The sequence below is a fragment of the Frateuria defendens genome (genome assembly GCF_001182895.1).
GTDB classification, from domain to species: domain Bacteria; phylum Pseudomonadota; class Gammaproteobacteria; order Xanthomonadales; family Rhodanobacteraceae; genus Frateuria_B; species Frateuria_B defendens.
In genome coordinates this window covers 1-1,678 of the sequence record NZ_LFQR01000248.1, presented here as the reverse complement: position 1 = coordinate 1,678, position 1,678 = coordinate 1, and the positions used below count along the sequence as shown (strand labels likewise).

The 1,678-nt window shown below is 55.9% G+C and carries 2 protein-coding genes and 1 pseudogene; all 3 read left to right on the top strand.

Annotation, left to right across the window (positions count from 1 at the left end; genetic code table 11):
- A partial coding sequence (locus ACH65_RS19335) for an RHS repeat-associated core domain-containing protein (protein WP_336884816.1) occupies nucleotides 1-803 on the top strand: 803 nt, incomplete at its 5' end.
- Between the two features lie 11 nt (nucleotides 804-814).
- A complete protein-coding gene (locus ACH65_RS20155) occupies nucleotides 815-1,174 on the top strand; it encodes a DUF6869 domain-containing protein (protein ID WP_153242682.1) in 360 nt (119 codons plus the stop codon).
- Nucleotides 1,175-1,286: 112 nt separating this feature from the next.
- Nucleotides 1,287-1,678, top strand: a pseudogene (locus ACH65_RS18145) (hypothetical protein); the annotation flags it as partial.

The following is a 1,678-nucleotide window of genomic DNA, read 5'->3' as shown; positions in this document are numbered from 1 at the left end:
CGGTGGCGGTGGTGGATGCCAATGGCGGTACGGCCACGATCGGCTATGTGCATGCGGATGGGCTCAACACCCCGCGCGCGGTCACGGACGGCAGCGGGGCGACGGTGTGGCAGTGGAGCTACCAGGGCAATCCGTTTGGGGAGCAGGCGCCGACTTTGACGAACGGATACGCCTTCAATTTCCGCTTCCCCGGCCAGTATTACGATGCGGAAAACGGGCTGAACTACAACATTAATCGCTACTACGAGTCCGCTATCGGTGGGTACGGTCAGCCTGATCCAATAGGTCTAGCTGCGGGACCGAGCTTGTACGCTTATGTCAATTCGGGCCCTCTGGCTGGGGCGGACCCGCTTGGATTGCAAACAACGGCTCTTTGTGCGAATCCCGTGAATGCCGCTGCTTGTGCGGCAGCAGGAATTGGAGCAGGTTCAGCAGGTTCTGGCGTTAGTGCAGGAACAGCGACAGCTATTGGAGCAGGTATTGCCACCGGTGTGGGAGCGGGTGTTACCTCACAAAAACAATGCCCCGATAACTCATGCCAGAGATTTTATGACGAGATAATAAGTCTCCGGAACGAAATTAAGGCGCGTTATATGGCTATGCGAGGAGATAAGTTTGATCTGTATAACACTAGATATGCTGGCCGGATGTCCTGGCTGGGGCATATTCAGCAGTTTGAGCAGAGACAGGCAGAGCTTAGAGAGGTTATCGCAGAGGCCAATGGAGCGGGATGCCTTGACTATCCGGATGATGCTTGGTACTGGGCTACGATTCAGCCCCCGACTCAGCCTGCTCCAAAATAAGGGTGAATAAAATGACTAGAGAAGCCTTGGTAAATGGTTGGATTGAATTGCAGTATGCGCACCAAAGGAGTGAAGTGACTCGTGACTTGATTAATGTGGGGCGGGAAATTGGGAGGATGGTGCATGAAGATCCACTTGAATGTTTAAGGATCGTTGTCGAAATAATTAATAAAGATGACAGCGATCTGATTATTTCAAATGTGGCGGCGGGGCCCCTGGAAAATTTAATTGTTATGTGTGGGGATGTCGTTATAGATGAGATTGAATGCATATCTCGTGTAAATGATAAGTTTAAAAGGACGCTGGGTATGGTCTGGCAAGGTGGCACTCCAGACAATATCTGGATACGTGTTGAAAATAGTTCAAAATGATGGGCGGGGTGAGTTCCATTAAGACGGCCGCGATGCCAGCGGCAGCATCGGAGGCGTCAGCGTATAGCCGATCGGTGTCAGGGGCGGGTAGTGTGGTCGTGGCTATTAGCTATTGCTGGGCCCCATCGCCAGCTACACGCTGGGCAACGGCCAGACGGTGAGCCGCAGCTACGACGCCAACTACGCCCTCACCGACGTGGTGAGTCCGGCGCTCAGCCTGCATGTCGCGCGCGACGCGATGGGCCACATCGCGGCCCTGGGCAATACGCCAGGTGCCAACCCCGCCACGGAAACCTATAACTACGACCCGCTGTACCGCCTCACCGCCGTGAACGACCCCAACGGCAACGCCCTCGAGGCCTACACCTACAGCAAGACCGGCGACCGCCTGAGCAAGAGCGGGAGCGGCCTGGCCACCGGCAGCTACAGCTATGCGCCGGGCACCCACCACCTGAGCAGCATCGGCAACGCCGCCCGCAGCTATGACGCCAACGGCAACACCAC